Here is a 25,522-nt window from a genome sequence, read left to right on the forward strand (position 1 = left end):
TTTTTCGGAATCAATAATGGTAATGAATTGGTTCATGAAATTAAAAGAAAACTGCTCCCTTATCATGCCGAGAAACAGCCGATCTATCTGCTGCAAAAAAATGGTAAAAGAACAAGGCTGCATGAGTCAGAGGATCAGCTTTTATCAGGGTTGATGGTGAATAAGACAACCCGCTATATCCTTATGTTTCAAGAGATATCTCCGGAATGGATTCTTAAAGAATATTAAAATTTACGATCTGAAACTAAAACGTGTTTGCAAATTATAGAATTTCTTATCTTTGCAGAATATGGAATTCACAGCTTCGCAAATTGCAAGTTTTATTGACGGAAAAATAATAGGTGACGAGAATGCGCTTATTACAGGAGTTTCACCAATTGAAAATGGGAATCAGGACATCTTTCTTTTATAGCACAAGATCGGTTTTCTCATTTTTTGGATAGCTCAAAATGTTCTGTTATCATCGTTTCGGAAAAACTTCTGGAGAAAAATCATTATAATCCTACCCTAATCGTTGTAAAAGATGCCTATCTTTCTTTTCAGATTCTGATGAATTTATATCAGGAAATGCAGGGGAAAAGAAGGTATTGAAAATGGTTCTTCCATTCACGATACAGCTGTCATAGGAGATAAGGCCTATATCGGAGCATTTACTTATGTTTCCGAGAAAGCTAAAATAGGGGAAGGGTCACAGATCTATCCGCATGTATATATAGGAAAAGGAGTAAAAATCGGTAAAAACTGTAAGATAGACAGTGGTGCCAGGATTTATGACTATTGTATTATCGGGGATAACTGTGTAATTCATTCGAATACGGTAATTGGCGGAGACGGATTTGGTTTCCAGCCAACAGCCGAAGGCTTCAAAATACCGCAGCTTGGGAATGTTATTATTGAAGACGATGTTGAAATCGGTTCAAACTGTAGTATTGACAGGGCTACAATAGGTTCTACCATTATCGGTAAAGGAACCAAAATTGATAACCTTATTCAGATTGCCCACAATGTGAAAATTGGTCAGAACAACGTAATTGCAGCCCAGGCAGGAATTGCAGGTTCTACCACAATTGGTGACTGGAACCAGATTGGCGGCCAGGTAGGCGTTGTAGGACATATTAAAATAGGAAATCAGGTAAAAATCCAGGCTCAGAGCGGTGTAAATTCCAGTGTTAACGACAGGGAAACATTGTATGGTTCGCCGGCAATCAGTTATAATGACTATTTGAGAAGCTATGTTCATTTCAGAAACCTGCCTGGAATAGTAAGTAGAATAAATAATCTTGAGAATAACTCAAAAGATAATACTAATGAGTGATATGCAAAAAACACTTCAGCAAGAGGTAACTCTTTCTGGAATTGGTCTTCACACGGGTAAAGAAGTAAAACTTACCATTAAACCTGCCAAAGAGAATACAGGTTTTGTTTTTGTAAGAACAGACTTGGAGGGACATCCTCAGGTAGAAGCAGATGTAAATTATGTTGTAGCAACAGAAAGAGGAACTACATTAGAAAAATTAGGGGTAAAAATTACCACTTGCGAACACCTTTAGCAGCCCTTGTTGGTTGTGATATTGATAACGCAATCTTAGAAATGGATGCCTCTGAACCTCCTATTTTGGATGGATCTTCAAAATACTTTGTGGAAGCTATCGAAAGTGTTGGAGTTGCAGAACAGAGTGTAGCAAGAGAGTATCTTGTTGTAAAAGAAGTTCTTACTTACAGTGATCCGGCTACAGGTTCGGAAATCACAATCATTCCTTCAGATACTTATGAAGTAACTACAATGGTAGATTTTGGGACTAAAGTATTAGGGACTCAAAATGCCACTCTTAAAAATATTTCAGAATTTAAAGACGAAATCTCATCAGCAAGAACATTCAGCTTCCTGCACGAGTTGGAAATGCTTTTAGATCACGGTTTGATCAAAGGTGGAGATATTTCCAATGCCATCGTATATGTAGATAAAGATCTTACTCCTGAAACTACAGAAAAATTAAAGAAAGCCTTTGGAAAAGATAATGTATCCATCAGACCAAACGGTATTCTTGACAATCTTAATTTAAACTATCCTAACGAAGCTGCTAGACACAAATTACTGGACGTAATCGGTGACCTTGCTTTGGCAGGTGTAAAAATAAAGGTAAAGTTATCGCAAACAAGCCTGGGCACTATGTGAATACTCAGTTTGCGAAAAAACTAAACCGCCAGTGGAAATTGCAGAAAAAGAAAAACGTTCCGGATTTTGACCTTACCAAGGAGCCGGTATTCGATATCAACGGAATCATGAAGCTTATGCCTCACAGACCTCCGTTCTTATTGATTGATAAAGTTCTTGAACTTTCAGACTCACATGTAGTAGGCCTGAAAAATGTGACAATGAATGAGCCGTTCTTCGTTGGACATTTCCCTAAAGAACCTGTAATGCCTGGAGTTCTTCAGGTAGAAGCATTAGCACAGACAGGAGGAATTCTTGTACTGGCCAGCGTTCCGGATCCTGAAAACTACTCTACCTATTTCATCAAAATTGATAAGGTGAAATTCAAAAGAAAAGTAATTCCGGGAGATACGCTGATATTCAAAATTGAATTAATAGAGCCTATCAGAAGAGGAATTGTTCATATGCAGGGGTATGGATATGTAGGAGACACTGTAGCAGTAGAAGCAGAGCTTATGGCTCAAGTTGCAAAAAATAAAGTTGATTAAATGATTCATCAATTAGCAGCCGTTGATAAACGTGCGAAAATCAGCAAAAATGTAATCGTAGAACCTTTCACTACCATTGCAGGGGACGTAGAAATTGGAGAAGGAACATGGATTGGTCCGAATGTTACCATCATGGATGGAGCAAGAATAGGGAAAACTGCAGGATTTTTCCCGGGACAGTAATCTCTGCAATTCCTCAGGATCTGAAGTTTGACGGTGAAGATACCCAGGTGATTATCGGTGATGATACAACCATCAGAGAGTGCGTTACCGTAAACAGAGGGACAAAGGCTCTGGGATATACTAAGATAGGTGCTAACTGCCTTATTATGGCTACTTCGCATATAGCCCATGATTGTGTTATCGGAGATCACGTTATCATTGTAAACGGTTGCGGTATTGCAGGACATGTGGAGATCGGAGATTATACGGTAATGGGAGGATTATCAGCCGTTCACCAGTTTGGTAAAATCGGAAAGCACGTAATGATTTCCGGAGGTACTTTGGTGAGAAAAGATATCCCGCCTTATGTAAAAGTAGCAAGAGAACCTATGTCTTATGCAGGGATCAATTCTGTTGGTTTAAGAAGAAGAGGATTTACCAATGAGAAAATCTTCGAAATCCAGAAAATCTACAGAGCTATTTTCCAGATGAAGATGAACGTTTCTCAGGCTATTTCACATATTGAAAAAGAAATGCTTCCAACGGCTGAAAGGGATGAAATCTTACAGTTTATTCAAAATTCACCAAGAGGTATTGTAAAAGGGTACGGTACCGGAAAGGACAGGGAATAATGTAACCCAATACTATCAGACAATGAAAAGCTTAATTCTACTTACTGCACTTTCTGCGACATCTTTTTTGTTCGGACAACAGACAGAAAAAACTGAAACAGTAAAAAAAGAAAAGCCTTTTACCATAGAAAGAAAGCTTTCCGGAGAGTCTAATGATAGTATTGCAAAGAATAATTTAAAGGGTATTCTGAAACAGAAAAATACAGGAAATTCCATTTTCGGAACAGCCGATCAGTATAAATCTGATATTCAGATGAATGTAAACAGATTGAATAACAATGTGAATACGTTCAATAATAATATATTTAACAGAATGATGCCTCAGGGGCAGGGAATACAGTTTAATAAAAGAAAATAAATATTTACATAATTAATGGCAACAAGTAACGATATCAGAAAAGGGCTGTGCATAGAGTATAGCAATGATATTTATAAAGTAATCGAGTTTCTTCACGTAAAACCGGGAAAAGGACCTGCTTTCGTAAGAACAAAATTAAAGTCAGTAACTAATGGTAAAGTAATTGATAATACTTTCTCAGCTGGACACAAAATTGATGAAGTAAAAGTAATCACCAGAAAATTCCAGTATCTGTATGATGATGAGAACGGATTCCACTTTATGAACAATGATGATTTCTCTCAGCTATACATCAACAAAGAAATGATTGAGAACTCTCAGTTTATGAAAGCTGGTGAAGAAGTAACCATTATTCTGAAAGAAGCTGATGAGACTCCGCTTTCTGCTGAACTTCCACAGTCTGTATACCTTGATGTTATTGAAGCTGATCCGGGAGTAAAAGGAAACACTGCAACAAACGCTCTTAAAAACGCAATCGTTGAAACCGGAGCAAGAGTAATGGTTCCTTTGTTCATTGAACCGGGAGACAGAATTAAAGTAAGCACTGAAGACGGAAGCTACTTAGAAAGAGTAAAAGAATAAATAAAATTTACATAAATTCGGTTTGCATCAGCACTCCGAATTTTGTTTTATAAGAAAATCTATTGTTATGAGATTCCATTCTCCGCAAAAGCTTAAAACCATTGCAGATTTAATAGGCTCAGCATTTGTAGGGCCTGAAGATTTTGAAGTATTGGGAACCAATGAAATTCACATGGTAAAACCAGGTGATATCGTTTTTGTGAATCACCCTAAATATTATGACAAAGCATTAAACTCGGCAGCGACTATTATTTTAATTGATAAAGAAGTAGAATGCCCGGAAGGCAAAGCGCTTTTGGTTTCTGAGGATCCTTTCAGGGACTTTAATAAAATCAATACTCATTTCACCAGAATATATAACTTTACAGAAGAACTTCACGATGTTGAAATAGGAGAAGGAACAAAAATTCATCCTTCTGCAGTAATTGGAAACAATGTGAAAATTGGAAAAAATACCCTTATTTTTCCAAATGTTGTTATTGGAGACCGTACGGAAATCGGTGATAATGTGATCATCCAGTCCAATACCGTTTTAGGAGGTGATGCATTTTATTACAGAAAATTAAACGGAAATTTTGATCGACTGATTTCTGTTGGAAATGTTGTTATTGAAAACAACGTGGAAATCGGAAACGGCTGTACCATTGACAGAGGAGTTACAGACTCAACCATCATTGGAGAAGGCTCCGTTTTGGATAACCAGATTCAGATAGGACATGATACCGTTATCGGAAAAAATGTCTGATTGCTTCTCAGGTGGGAATTGCAGGTTGCTGCATCATCGGTGATGAAGTGACATTATGGGGGCAGGTAGGAATTGCTTCCGGCAATAAAATTGAGTCTGGATCCGTGCTTTTGGGAAAAACAGGAGTCAACAGAGATCTGGAAAAAGGAACCTATATCGGGATGTTTGCAGAAGATTTCAAGACTTATCTGAAAAAGAAGTAAAGCTGAGAAATCTCAAATAAACAATTCCAAAGGTTTTATCCGAAATCAAAGAAATTTAAGTAAATTTGTGAGCATTAATAAAATAATAAATAAATTAAAACAACAATAAAATGTCAATTTTAGTAAACAAAGATTCTAAAGTAATTGTACAAGGATTTACAGGGAACGAAGGAACTTTCCATGCTGGTCAGATGATTGAATACGGAACAAACGTAGTAGGTGGTGTTACTCCGGGAAAAGGAGGTAGCGAGCACTTGGGAAAACCGGTATTCAATACAGTAGCTGACGCTGTTGAAAAAGCAGGAGCAAACGTAAGTATCATTTTCGTACCACCGGCATTTGCAGCAGACGCTATTATGGAAGCTGCTGAAGCAGGAATCAAAGTAATTGTATGTATTACTGAAGGTATTCCTGTAGCTGATATGGTAAAAGTAAAATCTTATATCGCTGACAGAGACTGCAGATTAATCGGACCAAACTGCCCTGGAATCATTACTTCTGAAGAAGCTAAAATTGGTATTATGCCAGGTTTCGTTTTCAAAAAAGGAAAAGTAGGTATCGTTTCAAAATCAGGTACTCTTACTTACGAAGCTGCTGATCAGGTTGTAAGAGCAGGTTACGGTATTTCTACTGCAATCGGTATCGGTGGTGACCCAATCATCGGAACTACTACCAGAGAAGCATTAGAACTGTTTATCAACGATCCTGAAACTGAAGCTGTTGTAATGATCGGTGAAATCGGTGGAGGTCTTGAAGCTGAAGCTGCTAGATGGTACAAAGCAAGCGGATCTACTAAGCCGGTTGTAGGTTTCATTGCCGGACAAACGGCTCCGAAAGGAAGAACAATGGGACACGCTGGTGCTATCGTAGGTGGTGCTGAAGATACAGCTCAGGCAAAAATGGAAATCATGAGAGAAAACGGTATCAACGTAGTAGATTCTCCAGCTGATATCGGTGCTACTGTAGCAAAAGTTCTAGGATAACATAAAAATTAAAATCACAGCATATGAAAAAACTTTTATTAGCCTCAGCTTTGACCCTTTCTGCTTTATCTTTTGCACAAGTGCAATGGAATAACACAAGATTCGGTGTTACAGGAGGTTTAAACTACTCCAGAGTATCCAATGCCCATAACCCTTCAGGGCCGAGATATACTTTCCAGGCTGGAGCTTTGGCAATGATTCCCGTAGGAAAGGCTAACCAGTTCTTTATTCAACCTGAAGTTCAGTACTATGGTGCAGGAGAAACAGGAAAAGATAAAGATGCTAAAGGAGTAAGCGGTTATGATGCAGTATATGCAAATAACTACCTGAGCGTGCCTCTTTATTTCAAAGGATATTTTTCTGAAGCAGAATCAGAATTCTTTGGATTGATAGGACCAAGATTTAACTTTTTGCTAAGTCAGAACGTTAAAGATGTTCCTGTAAGCAGACCTTATTATGACCCGGATGTTACCGATCCTAATCAGCCGGCAGGCGTAAACGGAAAGGCAAACAGCTTTAACTGGGGACTAGGACTGGGAGTAGGATATAGCTACAAAAGACAACTGGAGGTCGCTTTAAAATATGACTTAGGTCTGGGAGACACTTATCCTGGTCTTGCTAAAGAAACCAAAGGTACTGATAAGAAAAAATCAGAGCAGGTAATTGCCCTTACTTTAAGCTATATATTCAAATAGAAATATTTCAGAATAAAAATCCCGGAAACGAAGTTTCCGGGATTTTTATTTTATATATCTTTTGGACAATCGAATAATTTTCTCAGCCTTTTCGCTGTTACGATTTCACCATTTAGCATAATTACCCTTTAATCCACTTCCAAAGCTCTTTTAAAGTAGCCTTATTTCCGTACATCAAAATACCCACACGATAAATTTTTCCTGCCAGAAAGATCATAAAAATAGTGGTTGCCAGCAATAGTACAATAGATAATACTATTTGCCAGACAGGGACTCCAAACGGGATTCTGGCAATCATAGCCACCGGTGAAGTAAACGGAATAATTGACAGCCAGAAACCTAACGGACCATCAGGATTATTCATCAAAGAAAAACTTCCATACATCCCTAATGTCAAAGGTAAAATCGCAAATAAGGTAAATTGCTGCGTCTCTGTTTCGTTATCCACAGCAGAACCGATTGCAGCATAAATAGAACTGTAGAAGATATACCCTAAAAGGAAGAAAACGATAAATACAAAGATGATTAGCGGGAAGTTCAGCTCCAGTAAGCTATGAGAAATCTGGGTAGCAAGCTGTCCTACATCCAGTTTGCTTGCAAGTTCTTCATTTCCTCCCGGAATATTTTTCTGAATAGGAGAAAACCTGTATTTAATACCAGTGCACCAATTACTGACATTGTAATCCAGATTATAAATTGTGTCAGTGCAACCATCGTTACCCCTAGAATTTTGCCCATCATCAGTTCAAAAGGCTTTACAGAAGAAATAATGATTTCCACAACACGGTTATTCTTTTCCTCAAGCACACTTCTCATTACCCTTACCCCATAAATAATGATGAACATGAAAGTGACATACATCAGCACCATGCTCAGCCCGGATTTAACTCCAAAGACAAGATCAGAGTCCTCCTTATTGTTATCTGTAACATTGATGGTTTTTAAGGTAAAGCTTTTATCCAGATTATTCAATTGAACTTCCTGGATACCCAGCTGCTTGATTTTTTCTTTTCTGACAACATTGCTGATGTCAGATACAATTCTCTGTTTCGTATCAAATCCTATTTTGCTATTGATGATCAGTCTGGTATCATTTTCAAGCTCGTCAAAATTCTGGTTTTTCAGTTCCGGGAGAATCAGGATGCCATCCAGAGATTCATTGCCTTTTAAATTGTTAATTTTGGATTTTTCGTCGGCTGCAGAAACAAAACGTAATTTAATTTATCATTGGATTTCAGCTGGTTGGTAAACAGTCCGCTCTTGTCAACCACCTCTATAATACTATGTGACTCGTTTGCCTTAAACATTAATCCGATCACAGCCCCGAAAGCAATGATCATGATAGGAGCAAGCAGGGTCAATATAATGAAAGATTTTTTCTTAACCTGTGTCAGAAATTCTCTTTTGGTAATTAAAAAATATTATTCATAAAATTAAGAATGGTTACTTACAGCATTAATAAACACTTCATTCATACTTGGAATTCTTTCGTCGAATGATCTTACTTTACCTACCTGTACAAGGTCAAGGAGAATTTATTCTGGCTTTCTTCGTTTTTCAGGTCAAAGGAAACAAGATTGTTTTCATTTGATACATTGAAAATCTCATATTTGTTTCTGAAATTTTCAAACTGATCATTACTGACTTCAGAAAGAGTAATACCGAAGATATTTTTCTTGAATTTTTCTCTTACATCAAAAACCCTTCCGTCAATGATTTTTTTCGAATTGTTGATCAAAGCCACATAATCACACATTTCCTCCACACTTTCCATCCTGTGGGTAGAAAGAATGATGGTTGTACCGTTATTTTTAAGATCAATGATCTGATCTTTGATTAAATTGGCATTTACCGGATCAAAACCTGAAAAAGGCTCATCAAGAATCAAAAGGTGCGGTCTGTGAAGAACCGTAACTACAAACTGAATTTTTGCGCCATCCCTTTAGAAAGTTCTGAAAGCTTTTTCTTCCACCATTGGTCAATATTCAGTTTTTCAAACCATTTTTTGGCTTCATTCAAAGCATCACTTTTGGTCATGCCTTTCAGTTCACCGAAATAAAGGATCTGATCTCCAACCGTCATGTTTTTATACAGCTCTCTTCTTCAGGCATGTAGCCAATATCTTTAATATGGCTTGGGTTCAGTTTCTGCCCGTTAATAAAAATATCGCCTGAGTCTGCCTGAGTAATTTGGTTGATGATACGGATAAAAGAAGTTTTTCCGGCTCCGTTAGGACCTAAAAGGCCGTAAATACTGGCTTTTGGTACATGGATGCTGAAATCATCCAGAGCGACCTTTTTCCGGCATTATAGGTCTTTTAATATGTTCAGCTTTTAGCATTAAATTGTTCTTTTTACAATTAGTATAAAAAAGTTCCGAAAGTTACGGAAATATTAAAACAGAATTAATGTAAAGAAAAATCCTGATGATTATCAGGATTTTAATTTATTGTTTCACGATTTGAGTAACTTTCTGCGTGTTGTCACTTAATATATAACGGATCATATACTTTCCGGGTTTCAATTTTTCAATATTGATCTCTCCGGAATTCATGTTCACAGTATAATTGGCAACCTGCATACCCAAAATTGAATAGAAAGTCACACTTTTGATCCTTAAAGAAGAATCTTTTGCCTTAATAATAAGGAAATCCTTTGCAGGATTTGGATAAGCAAGCAATACACCATCATCCGCCTTTTGAGTGATGGAACCCGGCTCCCTAAGCTGAGCTTTAAAATTGTTGGAAAATCCAACAAAAGTGCCTACAAATAGAAATAAAAGTAAAAGTTTTTTCATCAAATTTATAATTTCTCGAATATATATAACAAATGTAATACATTCTGCAATTTCATACAATAGTTTTTTGCAGAACTTATATTAAATTTGTAGAAACTTATTCAAAAAGTATTCCAAAATGATACATTCAAGAAATAGAAGACTTAGAGTTAATGAATCTATCAGAAGTCTGGTAAGAGAAAGTGTGCTTACAACTGATGATTTTGTAATGCCGATCTTCGTAATGGAGGGCGAAAACAAGCAGGAGGCAATCCCGTCTATGCCGGGAATTTTCAGGCGCAGTGTAGATTTAACAGTGAAGGAATGTAAGGAATTATTTTCTTTGGGAGTAAAAGCTGTCAATTTGTACATGAAAGTGTCAGAACATCTGAAAGACAATACAGGAAAAGAAGCATGGAACAAAGACGGATTGATGCAGAACACGATCAAGGCCATTAAAGATGCCGTTCCGGGGATGATAGTTATGCCTGACGTAGCGCTGGATCCTTACTCGATCTATGGACATGACGGAATCATTGAGAACGGAAAAGTCCTGAATGATGCCACCAATGATGCACTGGCAAGAATGTCAGTATCTCACGCAGAAGCAGGAGCTGATCTTGTGGCACCAAGTGATATGATGGATGGAAGGGTACAGGTTATCCGTGAAGCATTGGAAGAAAACGGATTTACAGACGTAGGAATTGTAAGCTATGCTGCCAAATATGCTAGCTCTTTCTATGGGCCTTTCAGAAGTGCTTTAGACAGTGCCCCGAAAGACAACATGGAAATTCCGAAAGATAAAAAACCTATCAGATGGATTTTCACAATACCCGTGAAGCATTGAATGAGGTATTTAAAGATATCGACGAAGGTGCAGATGTTATCATGATCAAGCCGGGATTGCCCTATCTGGATATTGTTTCCAAAGTGCGTGAAGCCATTGATCTTCCGATCGCAGTATACAATGTAAGTGGTGAATATGCCATGGTAAAGGCAGCTGCTCAAAACGGCTGGCTGGATAACGACAAAACAATCATTGAAAGCTTAACGTGCTTCAAAAGAGCAGGGGCAGATATGATCTTTACCTATTTTGCAAAAGAAGCGGCGGTCTTATTAAACAAATAAGATGATATTCATTCAAAAGCCGGCTGTTCTGATCAGAACAGCCGGCTTTTTATTATTAAGTTCATTATTTCTTATAACCATCCTTTTTTGCCATACACATACGTGTCATCGAATTGCTTGTCACTCATAAAGAGGTATAAAATACCTTCAATAAAAGGGATAACAGAGGCTGCTCCAAAAGTGACAATGTTAAGGACCAGCTGAATAACAGCTTCTTTCTTATAGCCCAGGTAAAATTTATTTAAAGCCAGCCAGCCTACGAGAATTCCCAACAGAGCAGCAGGGATTTTCTTTTCCGAACGGTAAGGGACACCGCTTTGCTGGTTTTGTACATCTTCTGTTTTTGTGTAACCGTAATTTTCCATTGCTTAGTATTTTGTAATTGATTGATATGTTTTATAATAAGTAGTTTAAAATGATAAAAAGTTACAGGAAGCAAAAGAATGGAAAGCCGAAATTGCCAATTCACTTAATTCCCCCTCTGCTATTTGCCTTTTAGCCTTTTTGTTTTTTCGCCTATCTGCGAGTTTATATTTTTGATATATTTGCCTTATGATTTTACGAGGAGAAAACTTAATCAAGGAATACGGTCCTAAAAAAGTTGTAAAAGGCGTTTCTGTACAGGTTCAACAGGGAGAAATTGTTGGTTTGCTGGGTCCTAACGGAGCAGGAAAAACCACATCGTTTTATATGATCGTAGGGTTGGTTAAGCCAACTTCAGGAAAGATTTTCCTGGATAAACAGGAGATCACTACGGATGCTATGTACCGAAGAGCTCAAAAGGGAATCGGGTACCTTGCTCAGGAAGCTTCAGTGTTCAGAAAGCTTTCTGTGGAGGAAAATATTATGGGAGTATTGCAGCTGACCAAGCTTTCAAAACGTGAGCAGCAGATCAAATGTGATGAACTGATAGAAGAATTCTCTTTGCAGCATGTTCGTAAAAACAGGGGAGATCTTCTTTCCGGAGGAGAAAGGCGTAGAACAGAAATTGCACGCTGTCTTGCCACAAGTCCGAACTTTATCCTTCTGGATGAGCCTTTCGCCGGAGTAGACCCTATTGCTGTGGAAGATATCCAGAAAATTGTAAGAAGTCTTGTTGATAAAAACATCGGAATCCTGATTACCGATCACAACGTACAGCAGACCCTGGCAATTACCAATAAAACGTACATTATGTTTGAAGGAAAGATCCTTAAAGAAGGACTTCCTGAAGACCTAGCGAACGACCCGCAGGTAAGAGAGACTTATCTGGGTGAAAACTTCGTATATCAGAGTATTTTAGATAAGCCTAAAAGAAAAAATATGCCTATAACATCTGGGCAGGAAACTTTGATTCAAAAGCACAGCTGCAGGGATTTGTGGATGAAAATTTCAAACAGTTTGATGATCTGAGGCTCATGTATGGCTTCGAGGATATCAGTTTTGCTTCATTAGCCAACTCTGAAATTGAACATATCTTTAATGATGTTGTAGATAAGAATGCCAACAACTCCTTTGTTTTCCAGAAAAAAGAAATCAACAGCCAATATTCTCTTGAACAGGCGGAAGCAGAATCTAAAGAAGCCAGCAGAAAAGAACTGCATTACCTTACGACTTATATGTATGAAGGATAAAATATAAAGCATTTATTTGCTGAACATGATAATAAAACGTACCTTTTTCTTTTGAAAGCGGTACGTTTTTCATTTAAAATGATTTCTATGGCTAAACCTTTTAACAGAACCGTTACCTTATTCGGAATTTATAAGCAGCTTGTCCCGTTCATCAGACCTTACCGATTAATGATCTACGGAACCCTGTTTCTTACTTTTCTCGGCGCTCTGGCCGCACAGGTCAACCCGATTGTTTTAAAATACACGGTAGATGAGGTTACCAAGCTTACGCATCTCCCACATCCGATGTCGGAAGGAATTCATATTCTTATCATTATTTCCGTTATTTTATTGGGAAAGGAACTTTTGAATATTTTTATCAATTTCGGACAGAAATTTTATGGGGAAAAGATCAGGATCAATGTCAGTTCTGTGCTGGCACAATCGGCGATTGATAAAATTTTGACTTACAGAGTTGCCTATTTTAATGACGAAAACCATGAATCCGAAAATTACAGATCAGGATAGACCGTGGAATAGAAAGCCTTACGAGACTGGTGCAGAATTTTTTTATTGATATTTTACCATTATTTTCCAATGCCATCATAGCGCTGGTTATTATGTACATGCAGAATGTGTATGTGGGGCTTGTTTCCACTATTATTGTTCCTATCTATTTCTACATCAGCTCTCTGCAGGCTAAAAAACTGAGCGGGGTCCGCCGTCAGCTTAGAAATCAAAGGGAAAGAAAAACGTCAGGACTTCTGAACCTGATCAATTCGATTATGGTGATTAAAAGTTTTGTCCGTGAAAAATTTGAAGGAAAGAAACAATATGATCTTCAGATGGAGCTCATGGAAAGCCAGATGGTGACAAGAAGAACCAACTTTATTTATGATGGGTTGAAAACCTTTATTGAGCAGTTCGGGGTGGTTTTGATCATTCTTTTAACCGTTTATCTGGTTCTTGATCAGCAAATGACTATTGGTGCTATTATGCTTCATATCATGCTTTTTAACAATGTTTCGGCACCCATCCGCCAGCTGCACAGGATTTATGATGATATGAATGATGCCATGATTTATGCCGAAGGTTATTTCGATATTTTAAATGCTGATGACGAAGCTGAACCGAATGGAAATTTTGCAGAAAGAGAAATCAAAGGAACTTTTGAATTGAAAAATGTTGATTTTACCTATCCCAACGGTACAAAGGCTTTACATAATGTTTCCATGAAAATTGAAAACGGGAAAACAACAGCTTTGGTAGGGCTGAGTGGCGCAGGAAAATCAACAGTCATCAATCTTTTGTGTAAATTTTACCTTCCCGATTCGGGAGAGATTGTATTGGATGGAGTAAACCTTAATGAATATGACAATACTTTCCTGAGAAGTGACCTGGGACTTGTTCTTCAGAAAAATCATATTTTCCAGGGAAGTATTGAAGATAATATCCGGTATGGAGATATGAATGCAAGTTTTGAAGAAATTCAGGAAGCCGCAAAAAAGCTTATCTGCACGAGCAGATTATGGATCTTCCCGAGAAGTATCAGCATGATGCAACGCAACTTTCCGGAGGACAGCAGCAGAGAATTGCCATTGCAAGGCTGTTCCTTAAAAATCCTCCTATCATCTTTCTGGATGAACCGACCGCCAGCCTGGACGCCATTGCTACGGAACAGATTAAAAATTCTCTGGATGCGATAAAAGAAGGAAGAACAGTTATCATTATTTCTCATTCCCTGTCACAGATCCTGGATTCTGATATCATTTATGTAATGAAAAAGGAAGAGTAGTAGAGAACGGAACTCATGATGAACTCTACAATAAAGAAGGTACTTACCGTGAAATTTTTGATGCTTCCGCCCGCAGCCTGAATCTGGATAAACTGGTCAATACTTTTAAAGAAAATTAAAAAAACTCAGCGGTCAGGCTGAGTTTTTACATTTTTTAGATTTTTAGAATTGTTTACTGGGCTTTTTCAGAAACCTGATAGGCTCCTACATCCGCTCCAAAGGCAATATTGATTCTGTTGTAGCTGTTAATCGCAATGACAGCCATGGTTAAATCTACCATTTCGGTTTCGGAAAAGTAATGACTTACTTTTGTATAGATTTCATCACTCACTTCTTTACCATTTAAAGCCGTTAAAGTTTCTGCCCATAATAATCCGGCTTTTTCTTTATCAGTATAAAATGAGCACTCTCTCCATGCACTTACCAGAAATATTCTCTGTTCCGTTTCTCCTTTCGCTCTTAATTCTTTGGAATGCATATCCAGGCAAAAAGCACATCCGTTCATTTGGGAAACCCTGAAATACACCAGTTCAAGAAATGAATTATCCAGCGAAGAGTTCTGTACCTGAAATCCCATGTTGTGAAGGGCATTTACAGCTTTGTTTCCTACCGCAAATGCGTTGATTCTTTGTGACATAATATTTGTTTTTTTGATTAATTATGTGACAAATGTAGAACTGTATTTTCCTGAATTTTTTTACAAATGATAAATTTTAAAAAGAAAGATTTTAAAAACTGGATGTTAGAAGTTACTATTAGGTAGATGATATATATTCGGTTCAATAACTTTCCTCTTCCTGCCTCCAGCTTCCTTTCTAAAACTTCTGTGCCCTGATCCTGCTCAAAGAAACCTGAGTGATTCCGATATAATCTGCAAGATCTCCAAGGCTGATGCGCCGGATAAGATCAGGTCTTTGTTTCAGAAAATTATGATAGCGTTTTTTTCCGTCATCTTCCAGCATTTCACTGATCCTTCCCATCATATTGACCGGAGCCTTTGAATACAGTTTGCTGAAAAGTGTTTCCGCTGTGTGATACTTTACACAATCCTTCAACAACGTCTCTATGCACACGCAGAACATCAGTAGGTTCCAGAGCTACGATCATATATTTCGACGGCTGCCCTGTAAGAAAACCACTCAGTTCAGCGAAGAATGCATTTTCTGCAAAAAATGTCATGATGAAATCTTTATCACCATTATCAAAAAACAGCTTTACCAATCCTTTTTCAATAAAATAGAAATACCTGCAGGTTTCATCGGCTTTGAGCAGAAAATCCCCTTTCCTGTAAGTTTTAGTTTCAAGATGAGAAACAAGTTCGTCCATGACTGCCTGTTCCGGTTTCAAAATTTTTTCAATAGACTGAACAAAATGAGTATGAAGCATAAAGAAAGAGTCTGTTTTGCAAAAATAAATTTAATAAAAAACCTGTCATATGTATAAGTTACCAAAAAAGAATTTTAGCTTTGTTACCTAATGAACGACCACTACCTTAAAAAACTTGATCGGGTAACGTCTATCCTTACCCAGTTACAGTCTAAACCTGTTGTGCGGGCACAGGATTTGGCTGAAAAGTTCGATGTAAGTATCCGAACCATTTATCGTGATGTGAAAACCCTGGAAAATGCAGGGATTCCTATTGTCGGAGAGGCCGGTAACGGGTATTCTCTAATGGATGGTTACAAGCTTCCTCCGATTATGTTTACCAAGAAGAGGTCTTAAGCTTCATTACTGCTGAAAAGCTGATGCAGAAATTTTCCCATCAAAGTTTGGGAAATCATTATCAGGCAGCCATGGAGAAAGTACGGTCAGTATTGAAATATTCTGATAAAAACCTGATCAAAAATATAGAAAAGCAGATTGACGTTTTCAGCTTTCATACGGATTCCGGAGACTCACTGAAAAATGTAATTCCTATTATTCTTGAAAGTATCGCAGAGAAAACACAGCTGATTATAAAGTATCAGACGGTAGACGGAAGAGTGAACCACAGAACCATTGAAACCGTCGGGATGTTTTTTGAATTTAATTTCTGGTACATCATGGCGTTTTGTACTTTAAGGAAAGATTTCAGGCAGTTTCGTATAGACCGTATCCTGGAAATTTCAAAAACACAGAATCCTTTTTTGCAGGAATACGGCCAGGTAAATGATTACCGTAAAAAATCCAATGGAAATAAAGAAAGAGCTAAACTTCTGGTGGATAAAAAGGTCATGTCTCACCTGGTGAATTCTAAAAAATATTACGGACTTATAGAAGAAGTGGAAACCGAACAAGGAGTAGAACTCACTTTTGAAACAGAATGGATGAGCGATGGTTTTCCCCGCTGGCTCATTACTTTTGCAGATTATGCTACTGTGCTTGAACCGGATAGTCTTCGCATACGATTGAATGAACTGCTGAGAAAAATGACAGAAAGACATCAATAAAACCCCAACAGATATCTGTTGAGGTTTAAAGACTTAATTGAGGCAAATAAATGAAATGGCTTTTATTAGAATCTTTCCCAGAAGAAAGGCGGTTCAATACCTAAAGCTCTTAGGTAAACATATCCCTGGCCGCGGTGGTGGATTTCATTGTCAATGAAATAAAGGATATTTTCATACACCGGGAATTCATATTGTCCGAAAAGGTTAAATACCTCCTGGAAACGTTCTTCTGAAATCTGATTGAAATAGTGGTTGATTACTTCTGTTTCTTCATCCCATTTTTTTAACAGCTCTTCCTTAGAAGCAGGATTGAAGCCGTCTTCACTATAACCTTCCATATTTCCTTCAATAATCCCTTTCAAAGCAGGGCCTGCAATGTTGATCATCTCTGTGGCAAGTTTGGCAAAAGGCCTCATACCTCCGACAGAAAATTCAAATAATTCTTTTTCAGGAAAAGCTTCAATTACTCTTCTTGTAAGATTTCTGTGTCCCTGCCAGTCTTTTAGTAACTGATCTGTGGTCATAAATTGCTTAGTGGCTGTGGCTGTAGTTGTCATAATATTATTGTTTTTGTTTGTTGTTGATACAAAGGTAAGATGAGGTAATGACAACAGTTTGTCAGTAGGATTTCCGGGATTAAAAAATATTTTTCCTTTGCTAAAATATCCTGACTTACTTTTCCGTTAGAAGAAAGGATATTAATAAAAATCGCTATTATTAGAATTATGAAGAAGTATATTTTGCCTGCTATCACCACTTTTTTATTAGTATCATGCAATAAGATTGAGGAAAAAATAGACCAGACTGTTCAGAAAACAACCGAAACCGTACAACAGAAAGCGCAGCAGGCTGTAGAAGAAACGGTGAAAAAAACGGTCAATGAATCTGTGAATTCTTTAATTAATTCCGAAGACGTTAAGTTTAATACTGTTTTCAGGTAAAGGACCTTCCATTGTTTCCGAAGAGAAAGGAAAAAGATCAAAATTCCGGGAAGGCCGGAAGGCTATATCTTTAAATATAAAGCGGATATTGCTGTTTTACTGCCGTTTTTAGAAGCGCAGCCCACCTCCGATGAAAGCAAATCTGATAAAACTGCGCGTAAGATTGACGGACAAAGTATTGTAGATAAAATAAGCTTTCTGTCGAAATTCCTTCCTGACAATACATTTGATGCCAAAATTCTTGAAGATATTAAATCCGATAAGAATATTCAGTATTATAAGCTGAAAAGATTTCCCAACAGCAGTACCATTATCTACAACCCAAAAATCAGACCATCATACAATACGTAGAGGTAAATAAATAATTTGGATATGGCCGGTTTCTCCCGGCCATTTTTTATTCCCATTCATTGCAAGCCATAAACGATGCGATCTCAACCCGTTGAAAACTACTTATCAGAATGAATGAACTCCTATTTATTTCTGATGTTAACTAATTAATTTTTTTATATAAATATGGTGTTATTGATTTATTTTTTCATATTATTAATAAATAACCTTATGTTTTCTAGATCAATTGTTGTTTTTGTGAAATGGTATAGTTTTCGCAATTATGAAATAGAATTGTTATTATATATTTTATTTTCGTGATTAATATTGATTTTTTTATTAGATTTATTGAATATTTAATAATTGATATGAAAAATAATTTATTTAATGGTAAAATCTATGCATTAGTATTAAGCGGAGCTGGTGCTATGGGATATGCTCAGGACAGCATAAAACAAAATAAAATAGATGAAGTTGTGGTTACAACGGGTAGAACTAAGCCAAGAACCATCATTACCTCAGCAATTCCTATTGATAATATTTCTGCTGTACAATTAAAATCTACAGGGCAGGTTACTTTTGACAAAGCTTTAACCTATGCTGTTCCCTCTTTCAATTCATCACAACAGACTGTTTCTGATGCAACGGCTCATTTCGATCCGGCTGATTTAAGAGGATTAGGACCATCCAGAACATTAGTGTTAGTCAATAATAAAAGAAAAAATCAAAGTGCTCTTATTTATGTAAATGATACACCTGGAAAAGGTGAAGTAGGTACAGATCTGAAAAGTATCCCATCAGCAGCTTTGCAGAATGTAGAAGTATTAAGAGATGGGGCATCTGCACAATATGGCTCTGATGCTATTGCAGGTGTAATCAATATTATTCTTAAAAACAGCGTTGGAAAAAGCACCGTCAATCTTTTTTCAGGGATTACTTCAAAAGGAGACGGCTTTAGTATCGGAGCAGATTTCAACACAGGAATCAGGGTTGCAAAAAATGGAAGTTTAAATCTTACACTAGGATTTTCATCTCAAAATAAAACCAACCGCGCAGGTGCTGTTACAAAAGATGAGCTTTTTGGTGTGGATAATGCCTGGACGCAGGCTAATCCTGGTTTAGGAATGATTATCGGGCAGCCGGAAACAAAAGTTGCCAATATGTTTGTAAATTTTGAATTGCCGACTAGTGAAACGGGTAAATTTTATGCGTTTGGTGGTACAACTTACAGAAATGGGACCAGTTTCGCTTTGTATAGAACACCTTATTGGGTATCTTCAGATTTTGGATTATTAACTCCAAAAGGACAGCCTTACAATGGATTTCAGCCGGAATTTAAAACAGATGTTTATGATTATAATTTAACCTCCGGTTGGAAAGGTATGTTTGGAAAATGGAATTTTGACGGGAGTGCAACTTTTGGCTCTAATGCAGTAGATTATGTTGTAGGCAACACTATTAATGTTTCTTTGGGTGCAAATTCACCAACCCGTTTTAAAGCTGGTGGCCATCAGTTCAGTAATATTATAGGGAACATAGATATCAGCCGGGATTTTGGTGCGCTTGTTTTAGGAGCCGGAGCAGAAGTGCGTAATGAAAACTATCAGGCGAAAGCAGGAGAAGAGGCATCTTATACAGGAAGTGGTGCAGAATCATTTCCAGGGCTGCAGCCTCAAAATGAAGTTAATAAAAATCGTCAGAACATTGGAGCTTATGTGAATGCTGAATGGGATGTTACGAAAAACCTGTTGCTTGGAGGAACTGTGAGATATGAAAACTTCAGTGATTTTGGAAATAATGTTTCCTGGAAAGGAAATGCGAGATATAAGTTCCTGGATGATAAATTAGTTTTCCGTGGATCTGTTTCTACGGGATTTCGGGCACCTTCATTACATCAGATTTATTATTCCAATGTTCAGACCAAAATTACAAGGAATACTGTAGCTAATCAGGGTACTTTTAATAATGACTCTCAAATTGTAAGATCTGATCTTGGCGTACCAAAATTAAATGCCGAAAAAGCCTTTAACATTACCGGAGGATTTGCAGTAAAACCTTTTAAAAACCTTACTATTACAGCGGATTATTATAGAATAAAAATTAAAGACCGGGTACTTTTCTCAGGAGATATTGGTTACAAAACCGGTGCTCCGGGGAGTCCGGATTTAACAAATCCTGTGGAAGTCATATTAAACAATAATAAAATAACATCCCTGAAGTTTTTCACGAATGCTGTAAATACAGTTACTCAGGGGATAGATTTCGTTGCCAATTATTATACTTCTGCTATTGGAAAAGGAAGATTGGGAGTTATTGCTGCTTTCAATTACAATGAAACTAAAATAGTGGATAATATCGCCGTTCCACCTATTTTGGCTCAAAATGGTTACTCAGAAAACTTTTTTGACAGAAAAGAGCAATCCAGAATTATCTCTGCAAGGCCAAAGACAAAAACTATTCTGAGCCTTTCGTATGACATTACAAAGTTTAATTTTAACTTAAATAATACTTATTTTGGTTCTGTTACCTGGCAGCACGCTACAGATCCTGCCAAAGATCAGACGTTTTCCGGTAAGGTAGTTACAGATGTAGTTTTAACCTATAAAATCACGAATGATCTTAAAGTTTCCGGGGTCGTAAATAATTTATTTAATATTTATCCGGATGTAATAGACAGCAAAGGAGATGTGGTAACAGATCTTGGAGGGAGGTTCAGATATCCCTGGGAGGTCAACCAGTTCGGATTTAATGGGACAACTTTTCAGCTCAATGTCAATTATACTTTTTAATCTAAAGAGAAAGTATCTCAAAAGACATAAAACCTGCCTATGCAAATATAAACTGACATTAATTTCTAATGTCAGTTTATTTTTTCAGACAGGATAGAAAGCTATACTGCATTTTACTTTTTACATTGTATAAAAAAAGGTATTTTAGTACTATGAAAATTTACACAAAGACAGGAGATAAGGGTCAGACTGCATTGTACGGCGGAACGAGGGTTTCCAAAGCCAGTGCCAGAGTAGACAGTTATGGAAATATAGATGAACTGAATTCATTTATCGGAATTGCAAAAAGCCATATTGAAGATGAAGAAGTATTGAGGCAACTGAAAAAGATCCAGTTTGATTTATTTACAGTAGGTTCAGAAGCCGCAACACCGGTAGATAAACTGATGCTGGCCAACGGGAAATCACGTCTTCCGATCATCATTTCAGAGACAGAAATTGAAGAACTTGAACAATGGATGGATGCTTTCGATGAAAAGCTGGAACCGCTTCAATATTTTATTCTTCCCGGAGGAGGAAAATCCGCCACTTTTTTACATGCGGCAAGAACAATCTGCAGAAGAGCGGAACGTTCATTGGTTTTCCTGAATGAATCAGAAGAAGTACGTCCTGAACTGATTAAATATTTAAACAGGCTTTCAGATTATCTTTTCGTGCTGGCAAGATATATTTCAAAACTGAACAACGAACCGGAAGAATACTGGAACCCGAATGAAAGATAAAGCATTACTTTTCATCAACGGAGATGCCCCCAAATCATTACCCGATCTGAATAATTATGGATTGATAGCCTGTACAGACGGCGCTTTTCATTATTTGAAAAGAATGGGATTTCCCATGGACAGGCTGGATTTTATATCCGGGGATTTCGACTCACATTCCGGTTCTGATGAAAATATTTATGACGAAAAATTTATCCATACTCCGGATCAGAATCAAACCGATTTTTACAAAGCTTTGGATATCATCCTAGAAAGAGGCGTAAAAAAGCCGATATTTTGGGCGGAAGCGGGGGGAGCAGGATCATTTTCTGGGAAATCTTACGGTTGCCTATGCTTTCAAAGAGCGTATGGAGCTGAAGTTTTATGATGAATATTCAGAATATTTTTTATTCCTAAAAGCTTTAAAGTGGAAGGAGTACGAAATAAAATGATTTCCTTATATCCTTTTCCTATAGCGGAAAATATTACGACAAAAGGCTTGAACTGGCCGTTGGAAAATGAAAATTTATCTATTATTTCAAGGATTGGAACCCGGAATTTTGCTGTCGAAAACGAAGTTGTTATCGGATATGAAAAAGGAGATCTGTTGATCTTTATAGGAACAGATTATTTATAATGACCGGATTTGTTGTTCTGTTATAAGGAAGAGTAACAGCGACCGGAGGAATCAGAAAAATTTATCAACGGCTTTAGCAAAATCTAACATTTGAATACATTAGTCAGAATATCAGTTTTCACCATTTCATTATGCTGCATTTTATCCTGTAAAACACAGCATTTTGAAACTCGGAATATGGAAAAAATGAAACTGAAAAAGTGATCCGCCTTAAGAAAGTAACCAATTTCCGGACTGTAGGAAATATCAAAAATACGGAAGGAAGAACATTAAAAGAAGGAAAGCTGTACAGGAGTGCCCATCTTCATAAGCTTAAAAAGAAATCTTTTGACCGTTTTGATGAATTGGGCATCAGAGAAGTTATTGATCTCAGGAATTCAAAGGAAATCGCTCAGAAACCTGATCAGATTCCTGCAGAAAACACATATAAGAAATATTCAGCGTTTGAAGATGAAGGCGATCAGCTTGCCCAGGCGAAAAAACTGGTCCTTAAAGGTAAAGTGAACGCTTCTGATGCTGATAAAAGAATGATTGGTTTTTACCGTGAGTACGTTACAGAAAGCCCGGAAATTATAAAAACAATTATCACCGAGGTGCTGGAATCCAAAGACCCCGTTCTTTACCACTGTACTGCCGGTAAGGACAGAACCGGGATTATTACAGCGCTGATCCTCACGATTCTGAAATTTGATAAAGAAACTATTTACAACGATTATCTTTTATCCAACAATTACAGGAAAGACCTTGTTCAGAAAAGACTCCGCCTTGCGAACAGGTTACATTTCCTCTATCCGAAGATGGATTTACAGGTGCTGGAGAAACTGAGCTGGGTTGAAAAAAGATACCTTGATGCTGCTTTTGAAGGGATCAATAAAAAGTATGGCTCTACAGATGCTTATATTCAGCAGATATTGGGAATTTCAGATACCAAAAGAAATGAATATATTCAGAAGTTTACCTATTGATTATCAGAAGTAAATTTTTCTAAGATCCAATATTGGGTGCTAATTTAAAATTATAATAATTTTAACACCTAAAAATGAAACTTTTTTAGCAATTTTGCATTTCTTAATTCACTTGTTTAGAAATGAAAATAAAGTACTCGGAACTTATTGATCAGACATTATATTTTCCTACGGAGGAATTTAATGTTTCTGAGAACAATTTGTTGTTTCACGATATTCCTTTGATGGATGTTGTTGAACAATTTGGCACCCCGCTAAAGATTAGCTACCTGCCGAGAATTTCTCAAAATATTCAGAAAGCGAAAGGCTGGTTTAAAGAAGCTTTTGAGAAAACCGAATATAAAAAGAATTATACCTACTGTTACTGTACCAAATCCAGTCATTTCAATTTCGTATTGGAAGAAGCTCTGAAGAATGATATTTCCATAGAAACATCATCTGCTTATGATATGGATATTGTAAAATCTCTTTATGAAAAAGGTAAGGTAGATAAGAATATTGAAGTGATCTGTAATGGTTTTAAAACCGATGATTATCTGGCTAAAATATCAGATATGATTAATAACGGATTTGAAAATATTACCCCGATTCTTGATAATTACAGAGAGCTGGATAAGCTTACAGAAAGTATTGATTCTACTTTTGATATCGGAATCAGAATTGCATCGGAGGAAGAACCAAAGTTCGAATTCTATACTTCAAGATTAGGGATCGGATATAAAGATATTATTCCGTATTACAGCCAGAAAATTGCAGAACATCCGAATGCAAGACTGAAAATGCTTCATTTCTTTATCAACACAGGGATTAAGGATACAGCCTATTACTGGAACGAATTGTATAAATGTCTTCGTGTATATGCACGTCTGAAGAAAATTGCTCCTGAAGTGGATTCTCTGAACATCGGAGGTGGTTTCCCAATCAAAACATCTTTGAACTTCGATTACGATTATCAGTACATGGTAGAAGAGATCGTTTCCCAGATTAAGAAATTCTGTGAAGAAGAAGGAGTAGAGGAACCTAATATCTATACTGAGTTCGGAAGCTTTACCGTAGGGGAAAGTGGAGCAAACCTTTATAAAATCATTTCTCAGAAACGTCAGAACGACAGAGAAAAATGGAATATGATTGATTCTTCTTTCATGACCACTCTTCCGGATACATGGGCCATCTCAAGACATTTTATCATGCTTCCGCTTAATCGTTGGGAAGATACTTATGAAAGAGTATTCTTAGGAGGACTGACTTGTGATTCCGATGATTATTACAATTCTGAACAGCATACGAATGCGATTTATCTGCCGGTTTTCAGTGATACAAAACCTTTGTATATCGGGTTCTTCCATACCGGAGCGTATCAGGAAACTATCGGTGGATACGGTGGAGTGCACCACTGCCTGATGCCTCAGCCGAGACACGTCCTGATTCAGAAAGATGAAAACGGTGAATTACAGTACGAAATTTTCCGTGAAAAACAGGAACCGGAAGATGTATTGAAGCTTCTTGGGTATAAATAATTTTATGATCAATAGAAATGGGTTTTAGCCCATTACATCAATAGAAAAGTCCATTGGCTTTAGCCAAAACTTATACAAAACAAAAGCTCTCAGTTTTTCTGAGGGCTTTTTATTTAAAAATATTTTGAAACTTTATCCAGTTCTAATTCCTCATAATCAGAAACTACCGTGTCTGCCAAAGTGTAATCCTGGTTCTTTGAATGCGGGCTTCTGTAGGCCGCACAAAAAATTTTAGCGCGGTGTGCAGCAAGAATTCCATTCGTGGAATCTTCAATCACCATACAGTTTTCAACAGGTTCTCCAACCATTTCTGCAGCCAGAAGAAAAACTTCAGGATGAGGTTTTGATTCCTTTAAATCTGCCCCGCTGATCTTCCCGCTGAAATAAGGCTCCAGTCCGAATTTCTCAAAAACCATATTGATCGTTACCATTGTAGCAGAAGACGCCAGAATAAGTTTTATCCCATTCTCATGATAATGCTCGATCAGTTTTCTTACTCCCGGAATTAAGTCAAACTCGTCGTCATTGTAAAAATAATCCTTGAAATAAGATCTTTTGATTCCTGCGATTGTTTCGTAAGTCTGATCTAAATTAAATACACTGATCAATGTTTCAGAAACTCTTTTGGTAGAAGCTCCGGTAAAAGAGGCATACAGTTCTTCAGAAACTGCAATTTCCAGTTCTTCAAATGTTTTGAAATAGGCTTTTCTATGCAATGGTTCAGTGTCTACTATGACACCATCCATATCGAAGAGAACAGCTTTTAAAGGCATATCAGGAGTTTTATACAAAAATAACTTTTAAAATTTAAACATTAAAGGATTTAAAATTTAAAAATCAGGATAAGGTTAAAAATTCAT

General features: G+C 37.1%; 21 protein-coding genes and 10 pseudogenes. 22 read left to right on the forward strand and 9 right to left on the reverse strand.

From position 1 onward, the window contains the following. The 9 genes and pseudogenes from OWR28_RS00815 to OWR28_RS00855 form a co-directional block, all read left to right on the forward strand. Window positions 1-228, forward strand: a pseudogene (locus OWR28_RS00815) (HD domain-containing protein); the annotation flags it as partial. Between the two features lie 61 nt (window positions 229-289). Continuing rightward, window positions 290-1,315, forward strand: a pseudogene (gene lpxD / locus OWR28_RS00820) (UDP-3-O-(3-hydroxymyristoyl)glucosamine N-acyltransferase). Then, window positions 1,308-2,703, forward strand: a pseudogene (locus tag OWR28_RS00825) (bifunctional UDP-3-O-[3-hydroxymyristoyl] N-acetylglucosamine deacetylase/3-hydroxyacyl-ACP dehydratase). Before lpxD ends, OWR28_RS00825 begins: the two co-directional pseudogenes overlap by 8 nt. After that, a pseudogene (gene lpxA / locus OWR28_RS00830) lies at window positions 2,704-3,497 on the forward strand (acyl-ACP--UDP-N-acetylglucosamine O-acyltransferase). A 22-nt stretch (window positions 3,498-3,519) separates the two neighbouring features. Next, window positions 3,520-3,855 (forward strand): hypothetical protein, encoded by a 336-nt coding sequence (locus OWR28_RS00835; protein ID WP_332385085.1) that lies wholly within the window; start codon window positions 3,520-3,522, stop codon window positions 3,853-3,855. A 15-nt stretch (window positions 3,856-3,870) separates the two neighbouring features. Further along, window positions 3,871-4,437, forward strand: a complete 567-nt coding sequence (gene efp, locus OWR28_RS00840) for an elongation factor P (RefSeq protein WP_002977139.1) — start codon at window positions 3,871-3,873, stop codon at window positions 4,435-4,437. Between the two features lie 67 nt (window positions 4,438-4,504). Further along, window positions 4,505-5,405, forward strand: a pseudogene (locus tag OWR28_RS00845) (UDP-3-O-(3-hydroxymyristoyl)glucosamine N-acyltransferase). 90 nt (window positions 5,406-5,495) lie between these two features. Then, entirely contained in the window at window positions 5,496-6,368 is an 873-nt protein-coding gene (gene sucD, locus OWR28_RS00850; RefSeq protein ID WP_034735515.1) for a succinate--CoA ligase subunit alpha, read from the forward strand. A 23-nt stretch (window positions 6,369-6,391) separates the two neighbouring features. Beyond that, entirely contained in the window at window positions 6,392-7,063 is a 672-nt protein-coding gene (locus tag OWR28_RS00855; RefSeq protein ID WP_332385087.1) for a porin family protein, read from the forward strand. Window positions 7,064-7,184: 121 nt separating this feature from the next. On the opposite strand, the pseudogene OWR28_RS00860 reads toward OWR28_RS00855, so the two are convergent. The 3 genes and pseudogenes from OWR28_RS00860 to OWR28_RS00870 all read right to left on the reverse strand — a co-directional run bounded on the left by OWR28_RS00860 (window position 7,185) and on the right by OWR28_RS00870 (window position 9,859). Continuing rightward, a pseudogene (locus tag OWR28_RS00860) lies at window positions 7,185-8,400 on the reverse strand (ABC transporter permease). A 96-nt stretch (window positions 8,401-8,496) separates the two neighbouring features. Further along, window positions 8,497-9,403: pseudogene (locus OWR28_RS00865) on the reverse strand (ABC transporter ATP-binding protein). Between the two features lie 105 nt (window positions 9,404-9,508). After that, window positions 9,509-9,859 (reverse strand): T9SS type A sorting domain-containing protein, encoded by a 351-nt coding sequence (locus OWR28_RS00870; protein WP_002977152.1) that lies wholly within the window; start codon window positions 9,857-9,859, stop codon window positions 9,509-9,511. A gap of 118 nt (window positions 9,860-9,977) precedes the next feature. Between OWR28_RS00870 and hemB the strand changes: the two are divergent. Then, a pseudogene (gene hemB / locus OWR28_RS00875) lies at window positions 9,978-10,966 on the forward strand (porphobilinogen synthase). A 71-nt stretch (window positions 10,967-11,037) separates the two neighbouring features. Here hemB and OWR28_RS00880 read toward each other — a convergent pair. Continuing rightward, entirely contained in the window at window positions 11,038-11,331 is a 294-nt protein-coding gene (locus tag OWR28_RS00880; RefSeq protein ID WP_332385088.1) for a TM2 domain-containing protein, read from the reverse strand. A 187-nt stretch (window positions 11,332-11,518) separates the two neighbouring features. Here OWR28_RS00880 and lptB point away from each other — a divergent pair. The 3 genes and pseudogenes from lptB to OWR28_RS00895 all read left to right on the forward strand — a co-directional run. Then, window positions 11,519-12,244, forward strand: a pseudogene (gene lptB, locus OWR28_RS00885) (LPS export ABC transporter ATP-binding protein); the annotation flags it as partial. Window positions 12,245-12,324: 80 nt separating this feature from the next. Further along, window positions 12,325-12,579 carry a hypothetical protein gene (locus tag OWR28_RS00890; RefSeq protein ID WP_332385089.1) on the forward strand — a complete coding sequence of 85 codons (255 nt, stop codon included), beginning with the start codon at window positions 12,325-12,327 and terminating at the stop codon, window positions 12,577-12,579. 168 nt (window positions 12,580-12,747) lie between these two features. Further along, window positions 12,748-14,472 (forward strand): annotated as a pseudogene (locus tag OWR28_RS00895) (ABC transporter ATP-binding protein). Window positions 14,473-14,525: 53 nt separating this feature from the next. Here OWR28_RS00895 and OWR28_RS00900 read toward each other — a convergent pair. The 3 genes from OWR28_RS00900 to OWR28_RS00910 all read right to left on the reverse strand — a co-directional run bounded on the left by OWR28_RS00900 (window position 14,526) and on the right by OWR28_RS00910 (window position 15,739). Then, window positions 14,526-14,990 carry a carboxymuconolactone decarboxylase family protein gene (locus tag OWR28_RS00900; protein WP_332385090.1) on the reverse strand — a complete coding sequence of 155 codons (465 nt, stop codon included), beginning with the start codon at window positions 14,988-14,990 and terminating at the stop codon, window positions 14,526-14,528. Window positions 14,991-15,168: 178 nt separating this feature from the next. Beyond that, window positions 15,169-15,336, reverse strand: coding sequence for a hypothetical protein (locus OWR28_RS00905; RefSeq protein ID WP_332385091.1), 168 nt, complete (start codon window positions 15,334-15,336; stop codon window positions 15,169-15,171). Continuing rightward, entirely contained in the window at window positions 15,317-15,739 is a 423-nt protein-coding gene (locus tag OWR28_RS00910) for a cyclic nucleotide-binding domain-containing protein (protein ID WP_332385092.1), read from the reverse strand. Before OWR28_RS00910 ends, OWR28_RS00905 begins: the two co-directional genes overlap by 20 nt. Window positions 15,740-15,829: 90 nt before the next feature. Between OWR28_RS00910 and OWR28_RS00915 the strand changes: the two genes are divergently transcribed. Together OWR28_RS00915 and OWR28_RS00920 are read left to right on the forward strand one after the other, a co-directional pair. After that, a complete protein-coding gene (locus tag OWR28_RS00915) occupies window positions 15,830-16,075 on the forward strand; it encodes an HTH domain-containing protein (protein ID WP_332385093.1) in 246 nt (81 codons plus the stop codon). A 23-nt stretch (window positions 16,076-16,098) separates the two neighbouring features. Next, on the forward strand, window positions 16,099-16,782 hold the full coding sequence (locus OWR28_RS00920) for a WYL domain-containing protein (protein ID WP_332385094.1): 684 nt from the start codon (window positions 16,099-16,101) through the stop codon (window positions 16,780-16,782). A 65-nt stretch (window positions 16,783-16,847) separates the two neighbouring features. Here OWR28_RS00920 and OWR28_RS00925 read toward each other — a convergent pair whose 3' ends face one another. Next, the gene (locus tag OWR28_RS00925) at window positions 16,848-17,339 is read right to left on the reverse strand and encodes a DinB family protein (RefSeq protein WP_332385095.1); all 492 of its coding nucleotides are present in this window, start codon (window positions 17,337-17,339) and stop codon (window positions 16,848-16,850) included. A gap of 168 nt (window positions 17,340-17,507) precedes the next feature. On the opposite strand from OWR28_RS00925, the gene OWR28_RS00930 reads away from it, so the two are divergent. The 7 genes from OWR28_RS00930 to OWR28_RS00960 all read left to right on the forward strand — a co-directional run bounded on the left by OWR28_RS00930 (window position 17,508) and on the right by OWR28_RS00960 (window position 24,662). Then, window positions 17,508-17,723 carry a hypothetical protein gene (locus tag OWR28_RS00930; RefSeq protein ID WP_332385096.1) on the forward strand — a complete coding sequence of 72 codons (216 nt, stop codon included), beginning with the start codon at window positions 17,508-17,510 and terminating at the stop codon, window positions 17,721-17,723. Window positions 17,724-18,421: 698 nt separating this feature from the next. Continuing rightward, a complete protein-coding gene (locus OWR28_RS00935; protein WP_332385097.1) occupies window positions 18,422-20,842 on the forward strand; it encodes a TonB-dependent receptor domain-containing protein in 2,421 nt (806 codons plus the stop codon). 152 nt (window positions 20,843-20,994) lie between these two features. Continuing rightward, entirely contained in the window at window positions 20,995-21,564 is a 570-nt protein-coding gene (locus tag OWR28_RS00940) for a cob(I)yrinic acid a,c-diamide adenosyltransferase (protein ID WP_034699206.1), read from the forward strand. After that, complete coding sequence (locus tag OWR28_RS00945; RefSeq protein ID WP_332385098.1) at window positions 21,554-21,931, forward strand: hypothetical protein; 378 nt, start codon at window positions 21,554-21,556, stop codon at window positions 21,929-21,931. The genes OWR28_RS00940 and OWR28_RS00945 overlap by 11 nt, the downstream gene beginning before the upstream one ends. 39 nt (window positions 21,932-21,970) lie before the next feature. Beyond that, window positions 21,971-22,180, forward strand: coding sequence for a hypothetical protein (locus tag OWR28_RS00950; protein ID WP_332385099.1), 210 nt, complete (start codon window positions 21,971-21,973; stop codon window positions 22,178-22,180). Between the two features lie 200 nt (window positions 22,181-22,380). Continuing rightward, the gene (locus tag OWR28_RS00955; protein ID WP_332385100.1) at window positions 22,381-23,145 is read left to right on the forward strand and encodes a tyrosine-protein phosphatase; all 765 of its coding nucleotides are present in this window, start codon (window positions 22,381-22,383) and stop codon (window positions 23,143-23,145) included. Window positions 23,146-23,267: 122 nt separating this feature from the next. Further along, entirely contained in the window at window positions 23,268-24,662 is a 1,395-nt protein-coding gene (locus OWR28_RS00960; RefSeq protein WP_142724824.1) for a type III PLP-dependent enzyme domain-containing protein, read from the forward strand. 113 nt (window positions 24,663-24,775) lie between these two features. Here OWR28_RS00960 and OWR28_RS00965 read toward each other — a convergent pair whose 3' ends face one another. Continuing rightward, the gene (locus OWR28_RS00965) at window positions 24,776-25,435 is read right to left on the reverse strand and encodes an HAD family phosphatase (protein WP_332385222.1); all 660 of its coding nucleotides are present in this window, start codon (window positions 25,433-25,435) and stop codon (window positions 24,776-24,778) included. Window positions 25,436-25,522: the final 87 nt, after the last annotated feature.

Origin of the sequence: Chryseobacterium sp. 1B4, from assembly GCF_036631475.1 — a bacterium.
Lineage (GTDB): Bacteria > Bacteroidota > Bacteroidia > Flavobacteriales > Weeksellaceae > Chryseobacterium.